The organism is Candidatus Competibacteraceae bacterium (assembly GCA_016713505.1).
Classification (GTDB): domain Bacteria; phylum Pseudomonadota; class Gammaproteobacteria; order Competibacterales; family Competibacteraceae; genus Competibacter_A.
The window spans coordinates 1,120,496-1,135,229 of sequence record JADJPA010000001.1 but is presented as its reverse complement, the minus strand read 5'-3'; the positions used below and the strand labels follow the sequence as shown (position 1 = coordinate 1,135,229).

The 14,734-nt window shown below is 62.2% G+C and carries 16 protein-coding genes; 12 read left to right on the top strand and 4 right to left on the bottom strand.

Annotated elements, in window-relative coordinates; genetic code table 11:
• Positions 1–194 precede the first annotated feature (194 nt).
• The 4 genes from ahpC (at position 195) to IPK09_05160 (ending at position 3,171) form a co-directional block, all read left to right on the top strand.
• A complete protein-coding gene (gene ahpC, locus IPK09_05175; GenBank protein ID MBK7983009.1) occupies positions 195–758 on the top strand; it encodes a peroxiredoxin in 564 nt (187 codons plus the stop codon).
• 148 nt (positions 759–906) lie between these two features.
• Complete coding sequence (gene ahpF / locus IPK09_05170; GenBank protein ID MBK7983008.1) at positions 907–2,499, top strand: alkyl hydroperoxide reductase subunit F; 1,593 nt, start codon at positions 907–909, stop codon at positions 2,497–2,499.
• A 119-nt stretch (positions 2,500–2,618) separates the two neighbouring features.
• Complete coding sequence (locus IPK09_05165) at positions 2,619–2,894, top strand: BrnT family toxin (GenBank protein ID MBK7983007.1); 276 nt, start codon at positions 2,619–2,621, stop codon at positions 2,892–2,894.
• Positions 2,857–3,171 (top strand): BrnA antitoxin family protein, encoded by a 315-nt coding sequence (locus IPK09_05160; protein MBK7983006.1) that lies wholly within the window; start codon positions 2,857–2,859, stop codon positions 3,169–3,171. Before IPK09_05165 ends, IPK09_05160 begins: the two co-directional genes overlap by 38 nt.
• Before the next feature lie 58 nt (positions 3,172–3,229).
• On the opposite strand, the gene trxB is transcribed toward IPK09_05160, so the two are convergent.
• Entirely contained in the window at positions 3,230–4,180 is a 951-nt protein-coding gene (gene trxB, locus IPK09_05155) for a thioredoxin-disulfide reductase (GenBank protein MBK7983005.1), read from the bottom strand.
• Positions 4,181–4,369: 189 nt separating this feature from the next.
• On the opposite strand from trxB, the gene phoB reads away from it, so the two are divergent.
• From phoB to IPK09_05130, 5 genes are all read left to right on the top strand, one after another.
• Positions 4,370–5,062, top strand: coding sequence for a phosphate regulon transcriptional regulator PhoB (gene phoB, locus IPK09_05150; GenBank protein MBK7983004.1), 693 nt, complete (start codon positions 4,370–4,372; stop codon positions 5,060–5,062).
• Positions 5,063–5,086: 24 nt separating this feature from the next.
• Complete coding sequence (gene phoR / locus IPK09_05145; GenBank protein ID MBK7983003.1) at positions 5,087–6,397, top strand: phosphate regulon sensor histidine kinase PhoR; 1,311 nt, start codon at positions 5,087–5,089, stop codon at positions 6,395–6,397.
• A 157-nt stretch (positions 6,398–6,554) separates the two neighbouring features.
• On the top strand, positions 6,555–6,962 hold the full coding sequence (locus IPK09_05140; protein ID MBK7983002.1) for a PilZ domain-containing protein: 408 nt from the start codon (positions 6,555–6,557) through the stop codon (positions 6,960–6,962).
• A gap of 69 nt (positions 6,963–7,031) precedes the next feature.
• Positions 7,032–7,538 carry a histidine phosphatase family protein gene (locus IPK09_05135; protein MBK7983001.1) on the top strand — a complete coding sequence of 169 codons (507 nt, stop codon included), beginning with the start codon at positions 7,032–7,034 and terminating at the stop codon, positions 7,536–7,538.
• Positions 7,539–7,552: 14 nt separating this feature from the next.
• Positions 7,553–9,043 (top strand): Ppx/GppA family phosphatase, encoded by a 1,491-nt coding sequence (locus tag IPK09_05130; protein ID MBK7983000.1) that lies wholly within the window; start codon positions 7,553–7,555, stop codon positions 9,041–9,043.
• A gap of 19 nt (positions 9,044–9,062) precedes the next feature.
• Here IPK09_05130 and IPK09_05125 read toward each other — a convergent pair whose 3' ends face one another.
• Complete coding sequence (locus tag IPK09_05125) at positions 9,063–9,878, bottom strand: sterol desaturase family protein (protein ID MBK7982999.1); 816 nt, start codon at positions 9,876–9,878, stop codon at positions 9,063–9,065.
• 126 nt (positions 9,879–10,004) lie between these two features.
• Between IPK09_05125 and hemB the strand changes: the two genes are divergently transcribed.
• From hemB to aroE, 3 genes are read left to right on the top strand one after another with little or no spacing between them, the layout of a single operon-like run.
• Positions 10,005–11,042 carry a porphobilinogen synthase gene (gene hemB, locus IPK09_05120; protein MBK7982998.1) on the top strand — a complete coding sequence of 346 codons (1,038 nt, stop codon included), beginning with the start codon at positions 10,005–10,007 and terminating at the stop codon, positions 11,040–11,042.
• A complete protein-coding gene (locus IPK09_05115) occupies positions 11,039–11,710 on the top strand; it encodes a hypothetical protein (protein MBK7982997.1) in 672 nt (223 codons plus the stop codon). Before hemB ends, IPK09_05115 begins: the two co-directional genes overlap by 4 nt.
• A 15-nt stretch (positions 11,711–11,725) precedes the next feature.
• Complete coding sequence (aroE, locus tag IPK09_05110) at positions 11,726–12,550, top strand: shikimate dehydrogenase (GenBank protein MBK7982996.1); 825 nt, start codon at positions 11,726–11,728, stop codon at positions 12,548–12,550.
• Between the two features lie 75 nt (positions 12,551–12,625).
• On the opposite strand, the gene IPK09_05105 is transcribed toward aroE, so the two are convergent.
• On the bottom strand, positions 12,626–13,789 hold the full coding sequence (locus tag IPK09_05105; GenBank protein ID MBK7982995.1) for a hypothetical protein: 1,164 nt from the start codon (positions 13,787–13,789) through the stop codon (positions 12,626–12,628).
• Between the two features lie 155 nt (positions 13,790–13,944).
• Entirely contained in the window at positions 13,945–14,724 is a 780-nt protein-coding gene (locus tag IPK09_05100) for an amino acid ABC transporter ATP-binding protein (GenBank protein MBK7982994.1), read from the bottom strand.
• Positions 14,725–14,734 lie beyond the last annotated feature (10 nt).

Here is a 14,734-nt window from a genome sequence, read left to right as displayed (position 1 = left end):
CGCCATCGCCCTATGCTTCAATCGATGCAGTGTAATCTTTACCGCGCGGGTTGGTCGATGCGTTGCGCCCTCTTGCAACCATGAACCCGATATAAATTAGCTAACGATAGCTTAGGCAAAATAAATTGGTCTAATCTGATAGTCGGCATCTATGATTGCTCCATCGCTTTCATCCATCCACTAGGAGAACACGCATGTCTCTGATCAATACCGAAATCAAACCTTTCAAGGCTCAAGCTTATCAGAACGGCAAATTTTTCGAGGTGACCGATAAGAACCTCAAGGGCAAATGGTCGGTGGTGGTGTTCTACCCGGCCGATTTTACCTTCGTCTGCCCGACCGAACTGGAAGATTTAGCCGATCTGTACCCTGACTTCCAGAAGCTTGGCGTGGAAATTTACGGCGTGTCCACCGACACCCACTTCGCGCACAAAGCTTGGTCCGACACCTCCGAGGCGATCAAGAAGGTCAAGTATCCGCTGGTCGGCGATCCCACCGGCACCATGAGCCGCAACTTCGGCGTGATGATCGAGGAAGAAGGGCTGGCGTTGCGCGGCACTTTCGTCATCAACCCCGAAGGCCAGATCAAGGTTTGCGAAATCCACGATCTGGGCATCGGCCGCAACGCCGCCGAACTGCTGCGCAAGGTGAAAGCCGCCCAATACGTCGCCAGCCATCCGGGCGAGGTGTGCCCCGCCAAGTGGAAGGAAGGCGAGAAGACCCTCAAGCCCTCGCTGGATCTGGTGGGCAAGATCTAAACCGACTCCCGGCAGCAGGGCGCGCGCGGCGCGCCTCCCAGCCGGACGGCGAAGGGCGTCGACGCGCCCTCCCGTTCGGTTTTTTTTCGGATTTTTTTCAAGGGGTACGCTCTCTAGCGAGAGGTTCGCCCCGATCAGGAGAACGACGATGCTGGATGAAGACCTCAAGACGCAATTGGCCGCTTATTTAGAGCGCGTCACGCAACCCTTTGAGATCGTGGCGACCTTGGGCGACGACGAGAGTTCGCGCGAGCTGCACGATTTGCTGGAAGAAATCGCCGGTATGAGCGGGAAGATCACGCTCAAGACCGACGGCGCGGACCCGCGCCAGCCCTCGTTTTCGCTCAACCGGGTCGGAAGCGACATGAAATTGCGCTTCGCCGCGATTCCGCTGGGCCATGAATTCACCTCCTTGGTGCTGGCCCTGCTGTGGACCGGCGGCCATCCGCCCAAGGTCGAACCGGAGGTGATCGAGCAGATCGACCGATTGGACGCCGACCTGGATTTCGAAGTTTATATTTCCCTGTCCTGCCATAACTGCCCGGACGTGGCGCAGGCGCTGACGCTGATGGCGGTGCGCAACCCGCGCGTGAAGGCCACCATCATCGACGGTGGTCTCTATCAAGACGAAATTGAAGCTCGCCAGATCATGGGCGTGCCCACCGTGTTCCTCAACGGCGAATACTTCGGCTCCGGCCGGATGAACGTCGAGGAAATCATCGCCAAGGTCGATACCGGCGCGGCCAAGCGCGAAGCCGCCAAGCTCAACGCCAAGGCGCCTTACGATGTGTTGATCGTCGGCGGCGGTCCGGCCGGCGCGGCGGCGGCGGTCTATGCGGCGCGCAAGGGCATCCGCACCGGCGTGGTGGCGGAGCGTTTCGGCGGTCAGGTGCTGGATACCCTGGCGATTGAGAATTATCCCGGCATCCCGGAAACCGATGGCCCCAAGTACGCCGCCGGCTTGGAGCAGCACGTTCGCGCCTACGATGTGGATATCATGAATTTGCAGCGGGTCGAGCAACTCGTTCCCGCCGCGCAACCCGGCGGCTTGATCGAGGTGCGACTGGCCAACGGCGCATCGCTCAAGAGCCGCGCGGTGATCCTGACCACCGGCGCGCGCTGGCGCAACGTGAATGTCCCTGGCGAACAGGAATACCGGACCAAGGGCGTGGCCTATTGCCCGCACTGCGACGGGCCGCTGTTTAAGGGCAAGGACGTGGCGGTGATCGGTGGCGGCAACTCCGGCATTGAGGCGGCCATCGATCTAGCCGGGGTGGTGAAGCACGTCACCGTGCTGGAATTTATGCCGGAATTGAAGGCCGATGCAGTGCTGGTGAAGAAGCTGTATAGCATGGCCAACGTGACGGTGCACACCAACGCCCAGACCACCGAGATCACCGGCGCGGCGGGCAAGGTGAACGGCATCGTGTTCAAGCATCGGGAAAGCGGCGATAGGATCGATATCCCGCTGGAAGGCGTGTTCGTGCAGATCGGCTTGGTGCCCAACACCGAATGGCTGCGCGGCGCGGTGGAGCTGAGCAAGTTCGGCGAGATCGTGGTCGACGCGCGCGGGGCGACCAACCTTCCCGGCGTGTTCGCGGCGGGCGATTGCACCACGGTGCCGTACAAGCAGATCGTGATCGCCGCTGGCGAGGGGTCGAAGGCGGCTTTGAGCGCGTTTGATTATTTGATCCGCACCCCGGCGGTAAGCGATCAATCAGCGCAGGCTGAGGCGGCGTGAGGAACCGATTGTCGCCGGCATCTGCGGCGGCAGGTTGGTTAAAAGCCGAATTGAACAACCAGAGAGCCGTGATCGTGCACATGGTTTTAATATAGATAATTATCTATATTATTAGCGTCATGGACTTCATCTGGGACACCGCCAAGCGCCAAATCAATCTGAAAAAACACAGATTGGACTTCGCCGATGCCGAACGGGTTTGCTCTGGTGAAACCTTCACCTTCGAAGATGACCGTTTCGCCTACGGACAACAACGATTTATTTCCATGGGCCTACTTCGCGGCGATGTCATCATCATTGTCCACGCGGAGACAGAAGAAACTATTCGCATCATCTCCATGCGCCGAGCTGAAAAACATGAGCAAAGACTCTACTTTTCCAACCTCTCCTCTTGACGATCTGGATGAAGCTCCCCCGATCACCCAAGAACATGTTAATCGCGCCATTCATCGGGTCAACCTCGCGCCCGTGCCCGCCAGGAAACAAAAAATCAGCATCACTCTCGATCCTGATGTGATTGCCTGGTTCAAGGAAAGAGCGGGTGAACGTGGCTACCAAACCTTAATAAACGCCACTTTGCGCGACGCCATGCAACAACGCCGCCTGGAAGACTGCCTGCGACAGGTCATTCGCGAGGAAATCGGCGTATGGCCACCTGTCGACGCGAAGTGACCAAGGGTCAGCGCATAGAAAAAAGCAATGAGGGCTTTTTTGGATTCTCACGCCTACCCTAACCGATCTGCTCCAGATACTTATCCGCATCCAGCGCCGCCATGCAGCCGGTGCCGGCGGAGGTGACCGCCTGCCGGTAGACGTGATCCGCCACATCGCCGGCGGCAAACACGCCGGGGATGCTGGTCGCCGTCGCGCCGCCCTCGCTGCCGCCCTTGACCTGAATATAGCCGCCTTTCATTTCCACCTGGCCGGCAAAAAGATCGGTGTTGGGTTTGTGGCCGATGGCGATGAACACGCCTTGCAGCGCGAGGTCCTTGCGTTCCTCGGTGTGAACGTTGCGCACGCGAATGCCGGTCACGCCGCTGCCGTCGCCCAGCACCTCATCCAGCACGCTGTCCAGTTCCAGCCGGATCTTGCCGCTTTTCACCTTCTCCATCAGCTTGTCGACCATGATCTTTTCGGCGCGGAACTGCTGGCGGCGATGCACCAGGGTCACTTCGCTGGCGATGTTGGCCAGATACAGCGCTTCCTCGACCGCCGTGTTGCCGCCGCCGACGACCGCGACTTTCTGGTTGCGGTAGAAGAAACCGTCGCAGGTGGCGCAACCGGACACCCCCTTGCCCATGAACGCCTGCTCCGAAGGCAGGCCGAGATACTGCGCGCTCGCGCCGGTGGCGATGATCAGCGCATCGCAGGTGTATTCTCCGGAATCACCGACGAGCTTGAAGGGCCGCTGTTGCAGCTTGGCGGTGTAAATCTGGTCGAACACGATTTCCGTATGAAAGCGCTCGGCGTGCTTGCGCATCCGTTCCATCAAGTCCGGTCCCATCAGACCTTCCACATCGCCCGGCCAATTGTCGACCTCGGTGGTGGTGGTCAATTGACCGCCCATCTGCAAACCGGTGATCAACACCGGCGCCAAGTTGGCGCGGGCGGCGTAGACGGCGGCGGTGTAACCGGCCGGGCCGGAGCCGAGAATCAACAGGCGGGTGTGTTTGGCGCTCATGGGTGAGTCTCCTGATGGGCGTTGATCGAGCGATCGGGGCGAGCGAATCGGTCAGATGGAAAAGGAAACGGGCGGATGGGAACTTTAAAGCGTGCTTGTAACGCCACTGTCATCGAAACGCCTTAAATAGGACGCTGGTTTAAGAGTTTTCAAGATATTAGGCTGGGTCGATTAAATTCAAGAGGTTTCATGAACGCGAAGTGTATTTTAATCGTGGAGGACGAGCAGCCGATTCGGGAGATGGTGGTGTTCGCCTTGAGCGACGCTGGCTTCGAGGTGCGGGAAGCGGCCGACGCCCGGCAGGCGCAAGCCAGCATCGCCGGACGGTTGCCCGATCTCATCTTGTTGGACTGGATGCTGCCGGGCCTTAGCGGCATCGACTTCGCCCGCCGTCTGAAGCGTGAGGAACTGACCCGCGAAGTACCGATCATCATGCTGACGGCGCGGGCCGAGGAGGAGGACAAGGTGCAGGGCTTGGAAAGCGGCTCGGACGATTACATGACCAAGCCTTTTTCGCCGCGCGAGCTGGTGGCGCGCATTCGGGCGGTGTTGCGCCGGGGCGGGCCGGCGGCCGAAAACGAGCTGCTGCGCGCCAACGGCTTGTCGCTGGATTTGGCCAGCCACCGAGTCAACGCCGGAGCGGCGCTGCTGGAAATGGGTCCGACCGAATATCGCTTGCTGGAATTTTTCATGTCCCACCCGGAACGGGTTTACAGCCGCAGCCAGTTGCTGGATCGGGTCTGGGGCAGCAACGTCTACGTCGAGGAACGCACGGTGGATGTCCACATCCGCCGTTTGCGGAAAGTGCTGGAGCCGCACGGTCACGATGCCTTGATCCAAACGGTGCGCGGCGCCGGTTACCGGTTTTCGACGAGGGTTTAGAAGGTGTCTCACGCTTGGTGGTCGCTGGCTTGGCGGTTGGGAGCGCTTTTTCTGGGAGCGGCGTGGTTGGGCTGGCTGGCCGGGCAGGTGTTGGCCGGGCTGCTGCTCGCCGCGGTCGGAGCGCTGGCCTGGCAGTTGTGGCGGCTGTATCAGTTGGAGCGCTGGTTGCGGCAAGACGATAAGGACGCCGAACCATGGCCGGCCGGCCGGGTTTGGGAGGGCATCGCCTCGCGCATCGACCGCTTGCGCCGCCAAAACCGCAAGCGCAAGCGCAAGTTCGGCCGCTTGCTGGGTCAGTTTCAACAGGCGACCGCCGCGCTGCCGGATGCCGCCGTCATCCTGGACGAAGAGGGCAAGGTGGTGTGGTGTAACGGCGCTTCGCAACCGCTGTTGGGGTTGACGCCGGGGCGGGATGTCGGGTTGCCGGTCGCCCACTTGCTGCGCTATCCCGGCTTCGTGGCTTTTCTGAACCAGCGCCGTCCGGGCGACAGCGTGGAGTTTCCCTCACCGGTGGACGATGAGGTGACGCTCAGCGCCCGGCTCGTCCCTTACGGTAAGAAACAGCGGTTGCTGCTGGCGAGCGATATCAGCCGGGTGCGGCGGCTGGAGCAGATGCGGCGCGATTTCATCGCCAATGTCTCCCACGAATTGCGCACGCCCCTGACGGTCGTGATCGGTTATCTGGAGACGTTTCTCGACAGCGATAGCCCAGCCTTGGCGGCGTGGCGGCAACCGTTGCGCGGAATGCGGCAACAGGCCAATCGGATGCTGCACATCATCGAGGATTTGCTGATGCTGGCGCGCCTGGAGTCGCAAAAGGACCGGATGCCGGGCAAACCGGTCGCGGTGCCGGCCTTGCTCGCCGATATCGCCGATGACGCCGGCGCGCTCAGCGGCGAGCAGGGTCACGAGATCGTAGTACAGGCCGATTCCGGATTGTGGCTGATCGGCTGCGAGAAAGAGTTGCGCAGCGCTTTTTCCAATCTGGTGTTCAACGCCGTGCGTTACACTCCGGCCGGCGGGCGGATCGAGATTCGCTGGTCCGCCGACGAACGGGGTATCTATCTGGCGGTGGAAGACGACGGCGAAGGCATCGCTCCGCATCACCTTCCCCGGCTGAGCGAGCGCTTCTATCGGGTCAACCGCGACCGCTCGCGCGGCAGCGGCGGCACCGGGCTTGGCCTGTCCATCGTCAAGCACGTCTTGAACAATCACGGCGGTCAGCTGCGCATCAGCAGCGAGTTAGGCAAGGGCAGCGTGTTCGTTTGCGAGTTCCCCCTGACGCTGCGCGCGCTACCGTCGGGCACCGTGGCCCCTCATCCGCTCTCGGCCTGAGCGCGCCAGGGTCACGCTGCAACGCCAAGGCGCGCGGGAGCTGTGATCCGGCGGCAACCGTCACGGTTTGGTTTTGGGTGGTGCGGAAACCGGCGCTGGATTGTATCCATGGTGTTAAAATAATCCCGTGCCGCTCCCGAGTTTGGAGGATCGCCCCATGCGAGAATTCATCCGCCATCCCACGGATATCCCCATCGAATACCAGATTGCCAGCGTCAAGGCGGGCCATCACGAACGCCTGAACAATATCAGTCAAGGGGGGTTGTGCTTCCAAACCGAAAAAGCCCTGCGGCGGGGTAGCCTGGTTCGAATCACCATTCCGGTCCGGGAGCCGGCCTTCGAGACCACCGGCACCATCGTCTGGTGCCGGCGCGCCGACGACCATTACGATGTCGGGGTCCAATTCGCCGATGCGAACACCGAGTTTTCGGTGCGGATGGTCGAGCAGATTTGCCAAATCCATCTTTATCAGAAACAGATCTTGGAACAGGAAGGACGGCAGCTTTCGACCGCGGAGGCGGCGGCGGAGTGGGTCGGAAAATACGCCAAGGATTTTCCGACCTAGCCGGCCTCCTCTCGAAGCCCGCCACGCCGGTGCTAAACTGGCGGCAACCTTTTCCGTGAGGGTGCTTTGATGAAATTGTTACTGGTTCGCCACGCCATCGCCGAGGACGCCGAAAGCGACGGTTTCGCTGGCGGCGCCGACGCCCGACGGCCGCTGACCGAGGCCGGGCGCAAGAAGATGCGCAAGGGCGCCAACCGTCTGCGCTCGCAACTGGAGCGAATCGATGTTCTGGCGTGCAGCCCGTTGGTGCGCGCCCGCGAAACCGCCGAAATCATCGCGCGGGCGTATGGTGACATCCCCATCGTGGAGCGTCCCGAGCTGGACTACAGCTATCCGCCGGAGGCGGTGCTGGAATGGTTGGCGCATTGTCCGGCCGAGACGGTGGTGGCCGTGGGCCACGAGCCGCAATTGAGCCGGCTGGCGGGTTTGCTGCTGGCTGGCGAATCCCGTTCCACGATCGTGTTTCGCAAGGGCGGCGTGGCTTTTTTTGAGTTTTCCAAGCGCGCCGCCGCCGGTAAAGGGGTGCTGCACTGGGTGCTGACCGCCGGCCAACTGCGCAACCTGAAGCAGGATTGAAGGAGAGTTTTATCATGAGCTCCGATGTCGTCGCGGCGATCGATCTAGGCTCCAACAGCTTTCACATGATCGTCGCCCGGATCGCCAACGACCATATCCAGGTGCTGGATCGGCTGCGGGAAATGGTGCAACTGGCGGCGGGCCTGGATGACAAGAACCAGCTGTCAGAGGACTCGCAACGGCGGGCGCTAGAGTGTCTGGCGCGCTTCGGCCAGCGGCTGCGCCATATCCCGCCCCAGCAACTGCGGATCGTCGGCACCAACACCTTGCGCCAGGCGCGCAACAGCGCGGAGTTTCTGACGCGGGCCGAGGACGTGCTAGGCCACGATGTCGAGATCATCAGCGGTCAGGAAGAAGCGCGGCTGATCTATCTCGGAGTCGCGCACAACGTCGCCGACGTGTCGGGTCGGCGGCTGGTGGTGGACATCGGCGGGGGCAGCACGGAGCTGATCATCGGCGAGAAGTTCGAACCGCTGCATCTGACCAGTCTCAAGATGGGCTGCGTCAGCTTGAGCCTGGCCTGTTTCGAGGATGGCAAGATCAGCGAAGCCCGGATGCGCGAGGCCGAACTGCGGGTGCAACTGCGGCTGGAGCCGGTGCGGGAGGATTATCTGGAGCGCGGCTGGCAAGCCGTCACCGGCGCTTCGGGTTCGATCAAGGCGATTCAGGAGGTGGTGACGCGCGAAGGCTGGAGCCGGGAAGGCATCACCCTGGAAGGGTTGCGGCGCTTGCGGGCCGCGCTGGTCGCTACCGGGCAGGTGGCGGGGCTGGCGACGCGCTGGCAGCTGGAACCGGCGCGGGCCAAGGTGTTCGCGGGGGGCTTCGTGGTGTTGCACGGGTTGTGCGAGGCGCTGAACGTCGAAAAGATGGAAGTTTCGGAAGGCGCGTTGCGGGAAGGCGTGATTTACGATCTGTTGGGCCGCATCCGCCACGAGGACGTGCGCGACCGCAGCATCGCCGCCGTGGTCAGTCGTTACGGCCTGGATCAGGCGCAATCCGAACGGGTGAACGCGACGGCCCACGCGCTGTTGCGTCAGGTGCGCGAAAGCTGGCATCTGGAAACCGAGGAGTGCGCTCACGTCCTGGAGTGGGCGGCCCGCCTGCATGAAGTCGGCATGTTGTTGACCTACAACCAGTATCACAAGCACGGCGCGTACATCCTGCAACACGCCGATTTGCCTGGATTCTCGCAAGACGATCAGACCTGGTTGGCGGCTTTGGTCCGCTACCATCGCCGGTCGTTTCCAGAAAATGCCTTCGCGCATCTGCCGCGCGATGTCGCCCCGCTGGCGCGGCGGTTGTGCGTCCTGCTTCGTTTGGCGGTGGTGCTGAATCGGGCGCGTACCCGTCAACCGCTGCCGGTCGCCGCTCTGCGCGGCCAGCAACAGCGCATGGAATTGCATTTTCCCGCAGGCTGGCTGGACGAGCATCCGCTGACGCAAGCCGATTTGGAGAAAGAAGCACGCTTCTTGCGCAAGGCCGGTCTTCGCTTGGAGTTCAAATAACGTCCGTTCGGAATTCCCGTTAAGCTGAAGGGCGTTCCGGGTCTAGCAACGGCTGGAGCAACAGACCGTACCAGCGAGTGGCCCGCCAGTCGCGGAAATACGCCAGACCGATGCTCATGCCGGTATGCCCGTCGCGCGGCTGATCGCGATAGGTGCCGAACAGCCGGTCCCAGCACGCCAGGCTGAAACCGAAATTGCTGTCGGTTTCCTGGCGGTGGACGGAGTGGTGGACCCGATGCATGTCGGGCGTGACCAGCACGTAGCGCAGCGCCCGATCCAGCTTCAAAGGCAGCCGGACATTGCCGTGATTGAACATCGCGGCGGCGTTCAGAATCACCTCGAACAGCAGCACCGCGACCGGCGGTGCGCCCAGCAGCACGACCATCGCCAGCTTGACCAGCATCGACAGCACGATCTCCAGCGGGTGGAAGCGCAGGGCGGTGGTGACATCGAAGTCCAGGTCGCTATGGTGCGTTCGGTGCAGCCGCCACAGCAGCGGCACTTTGTGAAACACGACGTGCTGGGCGTAAATCACCGCATCCAGCAGCGGCAGGGATACGGCAACGGCCAACCAGCGCGGCGCGGCGAGCCAGTGCAGCAAGCCCCAACCTTTAGCTTCGGCCAGTTGCGCCGCTCCGACCGCCAGCACCGGAAACACCAGCCGTAGCACCAAACTGTCCGCGGCGACGATGCCGAGATTGGCCGGCCAGCGTCGGCCGCGCGCCAAGCTCAGCGTCCGGCGCGGACGGCGCCATTCCCACAGCATCATCGCCAGCAACACCGCAAAAAAGCAGCTCAGCCGGATGGCGGGTTCGTAACGCAACCAATCGATCATGGCGATCTTCCAAAAAACGGGTCCGGTCCGGCGGGCCGCTCGAACAATGGCCGGCGGAGGCTTGGGTTATAATGCCGCACCGTCGGGCGGAACGGTCGTGCGAGTTCCGCCTTTGGACTGTTTTCTATGGAGGAAATTCGCGTGTCCAGAGTGCCCCAGACCGTCACCGGTCAATTCCCCGGCAGCCGCCCGCGCCGGATGCGCCGCGATGAGTTTTCCCGCCGGCTGGTGCGGGAAACGGTATTGACCGCCGCCGATCTGATCCAGCCGCTGTTCGTAATCGAGGGTTGGAAACAGCGCGAGCCGGTGGCGTCCATGCCGGGCGTGGAACGGATGACCATCGACGAGTTGCTGCGCGAGGGGGAAACGCTGGTGCAAGCCGGCGTGCCGGCGGTGGCGCTGTTTCCGGTGATCGCGTCGGAGGCCAAATCCTCGGACGCCGCCGAAGCCTACAACCCCGAAGGTCTGACCCAGCGCGCGGTTCACGCCCTCAAGACCCATCTGCCCGAATTGGGCGTCATCACCGATGTGGCGCTCGATCCCTTCACCAGCCACGGTCAGGACGGCTTGGTGAATGAGGCCGGCTATGTACTGAACGATGAGACCGTGAGCGTGCTGGTGCGGCAGGCGCTGTCGCACGCGGCGGCCGGCGCGGATATCGTCGCGCCCTCGGACATGATGGACGGTCGGATCGGAGCCATCCGCGAAGCCTTGGAATCCAACGATTTCATCCATACCCGCATTCTGGCCTATTCCGCCAAGTACGCCTCCAGTTTTTACGGGCCGTTCCGCGATGCGGTCGGCTCGGCCGGCGCGCTCGGCAAGGGGAGCAAATCCAGCTATCAGATGGACCCCGCCAACGGCGACGAAGCCCTGCGCGAGGTGGCGCTGGATTTGGAGGAGGGGGCTGACATCATCATGATCAAGCCCGGTCTGCCGTATCTGGACATCGTGCGGCGGGTCAAGGATCAGTTTGCCGCGCCCACCTTCGTCTATCAGGTCAGCGGCGAATACGCCATGCTGATGGCCGCCGCCCGCAACGGTTGGTTGGACGAACGGGCGGTGGTGTTGGAATCCCTGCTGGGGATCAAGCGCGCCGGCGCGGATGCGATTCTGACTTATTTTGCGAGCCGGGTGGCCGGGTGGCTGCGAGAAGGAGCATGAAGGCATGGAAAATCGGGCTTGTGGCGGGAGCGGGCGTGGTGGTGATGAGCGTGTTTTTTCTCGCCATCATGCGCCCGCCCGGCGCGCGCTCCGGCGCGCCCGCTGAGGATTTGCCTTGGCGGATCACGCGCGGCCAGAACGGCGCCACCATCACGGTGTTCGGCCTGACGCTGGGCGAGAGCACGGTGCGAGATGCGGTCGCTAAATGGGGCCGGCGCTACGAGTTGGGTCTGTTTCAGAATCCGGCGGGTCGGTTGAGCCTGGAGGCGTATTTTCGCGACGCGGTGGTCGGCGGTCTGAACGCCCGGCTGGTGGCGTCGGCGCGCTTGCCGGAGGAGACCTTGCAGGCGATCCGCGCCCGCGCTGGCACCGGCGCACCCACCGTCGAAGGCGGTCGCCGCTATGCGGTTTCGGAGGCCGATCAGGCTTTGGGTTTGGGCGCGACCATCACGGCCATCACCTACATGCCGGTCGTCAAGTTCGACGCCGAACTGGTGCGCGAGCGCTTCGGCGAGCCGGCCGAGCAGCTGAAGGCCAAGGACGGCGCGCATTGGCTGTATCCCGAGCGTGGGCTCGATCTGTTGCTGGGCGATGATGGCGAGGCCCTGTTGCAGTACGTTCCGCCGCCAGAGTTCGAGCGCCGGTTGCGAGCGCCGTTGCGCAACTGAAAACGGAGGCTACCGATGACGACGAAACCGGATCAATACGCCGTGATGGGCCATCCCATCGCACACAGCAAGTCGCCGCGCATTCATGCCTTGTTCGCCGCGCAAACCGGCCAGCCGCTCGAATACCGCGCCATTCTGGTCGAACCGGGTGGTTTCGCCGCCGCCGCGCGGGCGTTCCGGGACGCCGGCGGCAAGGGTTTGAACGTGACCCTGCCGTTCAAACAGAACGCCTGGGTCTTTGCCGATCTGTCGAGCGTTCGCGCCGAACGGGCGGGCGCGGTCAATACCTTGATTTTCGAGCCGGGCGGCACGCGCGGGGAGAACACCGACGGCACGGGGTTGGTGCGGGACCTGACGGTCAATCACGGTTATTCGCTGGCGGGGCGGCGGGTGCTGCTGCTGGGCGCGGGCGGCGCGGCGCGAGGCGTTTTGCAGCCGCTGTTGCTGGAAGGACCGGCGCAACTGGTCATCGCCAATCGCACCGCCGGCAAGGCGCTGGAGCTGGCTTTGCGCTTCGGGGATTTGGGCAAGGTGTCCGCTTCCGGCTTCGCCGAGCTGGCCGGGCGCCAGTTCGACCTCATCATCAATGCCACGGCGGCGGGGTTGAGCGCTGAGGTGCCGCCGCTGCCGGATGGCGTGCTGGCGCCGGAGGGCTGGTGCTACGATTTCCTGTACGGCAACGAACCGACCGCGTTCGTGCGCTGGGGCTTGGAGCAGGGCGCCGCCCGCGCCCTGGATGGTTTGGGGATGCTGGTGGAACAGGCGGCGGAAGCCTTCCGGCTGTGGCGCGGGGTTCTGCCCGAGACCCAACCGGTCATCGCGGCGTTGCGTGCTGGATAGCCTTGTCCGAGCCTCGCAACGCCGCGATGACCGGTTCAAAAGCGGCTGCCCGCCTGATCGCTGTTTTACGAGCGCTTAATCGAGATCGTAAACTTCGACCAAACTGTTGCCGACCGTGCTGTTGGCTCCCCGCACGATGGCCGTGTAGGCGCCGGGGTTGAGGGTCTTGAGAATGGCCGATTCTTGAAGGTTCAACGGTGCCTTGCGAGTGGCCTCAATGGCGGTTTTCTGGCTGTCTTGCCAGTTGTCATTGCTGGTCACGACCGTTTGTCCTTGGTAAAGCGTCAAGGTGGGGTCGGCCAGCGTTGCGGGAACGCCGGCGGCGTTCAGCGCCGGTCCGAGAGCCCGAACCAAAATCTGTTTGGGGCTGCTTCCGCCGATGACGAACCCGGCGATCATCACGCTATCCCCAGTTTCCGTTCGGCCGCGGGTGGAGACGTTGATCAGTCGGATCGCCGACCGCTCGATGTCATAAACTTCGACCAGCGCGTTGCCGGTGGTATCGTTGGCGCCGCGAATAATGGCCGTGTAGGGACCGGGGTTGAGAGTGGTGAGAATAGCCGATTCCTGAGGGTCGGGAGGGGCCTTGCCGGTGGCCTCGATAGCGGTTTTTTGACTGTCTTGCCAGTCGTTGTTACTGGCGAGCACCGTCTGGCCGTTATAGAGGGTCAAGGTCGGATCGTAAAGCAGGTTCGGTACGCCCGCCTTGGCCATGGAAGGCCCGATCGCCCGGATCAACACCTTTTTGGGGCTGCTTCCACGGATCACAAAACCAGCGATCAGGACGCTGTCGCCGGTACCGACCCAGGCGCGGGTGGAAAGGTTGATCAGCTGAGCGGACTGCGTTGATGATCCCGGATTGGGCGAGCCGCCGTCCGTGGGTTTGGGTGCCGCGGCCGCTACCGTGGTGCTGACTTCGTTGGAATAGCTGCTCTCATCGCCGGTGCTATCGAAGGCGGTAACCGCGAAATAATAAATTCCCGCCGCGAGATCGGGCGTCGTATAGCTCGTCGCGTTCGCTGCGACCGTGCCTGTCGAGGTATAGCGGTTGCTGAGCTGTCCGTAATAAATGTGGTAGCCGGCCACCGAGCCGGAACTGGCGTCCCAGCCCACAGTGACTGGCGCGGGTGTCGCGGGGGCGGTAGAGAGCAGCCAGAGCGCGGCGAGCGCAAAAAAAGGTTTGATAGGTTTTAAGGTGGGGAAGTCGGTTAAAAGGCACTTGCTAAATAGCGTGGGCATCGGGGCGGTCTTTTAATCATTTTGTAATAAAAAAGAAACAAGCACTGCGGCCGTCAAGCCGCTCGCATTGAGTTGTTATCTGGATTGGCTAAGCGAGATTGGATAATACAATAATCTTGCCAGAATTTGCCAGTAAGCTAGGATTTATTAACAAATTAATGATGCAAAATCTGACTGAGAAACAGCTTGGTCCGTTCCGAGCGGGGATTGCTGAAAAACTGCTCCGGCGGGTTTTGCTCGATGATTTCGCCGCCGTCCATAAAAATGACCCGATGGGCCACGGTTTTAGCGAAACCCATCTCATGGGTAACACAAATCATGGTCATGCCGTCCTCGGCTAGTGCCACCATGGTATCCAGTACCTCCTTGATCATTTCCGGGTCCAGCGCCGAGGTCGGCTCGTCGAACAGCATGATCTTGGGGTTCATGCACAGGCTGCGGGCGATGGCGACCCGCTGTTGCTGGCCGCCTGACAGTTGCCCCGGATACTTGCCGGCCTGCTCGGGGATCTTGACCCGCTGTAGGTAGCGCATCGCGACTTCTTCCGCCTGCTGGCGCGGCAGCTTGCGCACCCAGATCGGCGCCAGCGTGCAGTTCTCCAGCACCGTCAAATGGGGGAACAGATTGAAATGCTGGAACACCATGCCGACCTCGCGGCGGATGCGTTCGATCTGTTTCACATCGTTGCTCAGTTCCTGGCCGTCCACCACGATCCGACCGCGCTGGTATTCCTCCAGCCGGTTGATGCAGCGGATGGTGGTGGATTTACCGGAGCCGGACGGGCCGCAGATCACGATTCGCTCGCCCTTGCGCACGGTCAGATTGATGTCCTTCAACACGTGGAAAGCGCCATACCACTTATGGACGCCTTGCATGTCGATCATGATTTGCTCGGACAGCGCCGCGCCGGCGGAGGAGGGAGAAGGGTCGGACATAAGAGGATTT

Coding starts and splice junctions, on each gene's coding strand:
- aroE (MBK7982996.1), top strand. CDS start 11,726: ATGACGACGAAACCGGATCAATACGCCGTGATGGGCCATCCCATCGCA.
- trxB (MBK7983005.1), bottom strand. CDS start 4,180: ATGAGCGCCAAACACACCCGCCTGTTGATTCTCGGCTCCGGCCCGGCC.
- phoB (MBK7983004.1), top strand. CDS start 4,370: ATGAACGCGAAGTGTATTTTAATCGTGGAGGACGAGCAGCCGATTCGG.
- IPK09_05125 (MBK7982999.1), bottom strand. CDS start 9,878: ATGATCGATTGGTTGCGTTACGAACCCGCCATCCGGCTGAGCTGCTTT.
- ahpC (MBK7983009.1), top strand. CDS start 195: ATGTCTCTGATCAATACCGAAATCAAACCTTTCAAGGCTCAAGCTTAT.
- IPK09_05165 (MBK7983007.1), top strand. CDS start 2,619: ATGGACTTCATCTGGGACACCGCCAAGCGCCAAATCAATCTGAAAAAA.
- IPK09_05160 (MBK7983006.1), top strand. CDS start 2,857: ATGAGCAAAGACTCTACTTTTCCAACCTCTCCTCTTGACGATCTGGAT.
- IPK09_05115 (MBK7982997.1), top strand. CDS start 11,039: ATGAAGGCATGGAAAATCGGGCTTGTGGCGGGAGCGGGCGTGGTGGTG.
- IPK09_05130 (MBK7983000.1), top strand. CDS start 7,553: ATGAGCTCCGATGTCGTCGCGGCGATCGATCTAGGCTCCAACAGCTTT.
- IPK09_05105 (MBK7982995.1), bottom strand. CDS start 13,789: ATGCCCACGCTATTTAGCAAGTGCCTTTTAACCGACTTCCCCACCTTA.
- IPK09_05100 (MBK7982994.1), bottom strand. CDS start 14,724: ATGTCCGACCCTTCTCCCTCCTCCGCCGGCGCGGCGCTGTCCGAGCAA.
- IPK09_05140 (MBK7983002.1), top strand. CDS start 6,555: ATGCGAGAATTCATCCGCCATCCCACGGATATCCCCATCGAATACCAG.
- ahpF (MBK7983008.1), top strand. CDS start 907: ATGCTGGATGAAGACCTCAAGACGCAATTGGCCGCTTATTTAGAGCGC.
- IPK09_05135 (MBK7983001.1), top strand. CDS start 7,032: ATGAAATTGTTACTGGTTCGCCACGCCATCGCCGAGGACGCCGAAAGC.
- hemB (MBK7982998.1), top strand. CDS start 10,005: ATGGAGGAAATTCGCGTGTCCAGAGTGCCCCAGACCGTCACCGGTCAA.